This window comes from Vibrio sp. 2132-1 (genome assembly GCF_033344315.1).
Map to the genome: position 1 here is coordinate 1 of NZ_JAWPON010000674.1, position 563 is coordinate 563.

Below are 563 nucleotides of genomic sequence, written 5' to 3' on the forward strand. Positions count from 1 at the left end.
AAGTTCGCCACCGCTTGTTGCAACATTGGCCAAAAATCACTTTCGGTGATGGTTTCAATGCGCGTTCCGCCTGTTGATGTCGTCGAGCTATCATTGCCGTTATTGCTGTTGTTGGAATCTGAAGAGTCTGAGCTGTCAGAGCTACCACCAGAATTGGACGTACCAGCCGAAGTAACGGAGCCCGTGACAATGCTCGTCAGTGAGCGACCTGAGCGTTTAAACTGTAGGTAGTCGACTGGAATCGTCACCGTACGCATACCTGCCGGATAAACTTGGATTACTTTGCCCGATTTCATGACATCGTGATATTGCCTTGAACCGCTGGATGAATCGCAACGCTGTATTCTGTCCCTTTTACCAACGAAGCAAAGAAACTTCTCGCCTCTACTGCATTGGCTTGGATACGAAAACGCTTTGACGTTCCGTTATCAGAAGAAACATTGGAGTCTAAGTTAGGCATAAGATCCGCTTCTACCGAAGAAGGAATTTCCTCCAACGCGCGGCTATTCGCTTGATTGATAGATTCATTGAGAGCTTGCTTCACTTCAACCGGATCGCGGTGA

General features: G+C 48.0%; 1 pseudogene. It reads right to left on the bottom strand.

The window, feature by feature from the left end:
* Positions 1-563 (bottom strand): annotated as a pseudogene (locus R8N47_RS27320) (secretin N-terminal domain-containing protein); the annotation flags it as partial.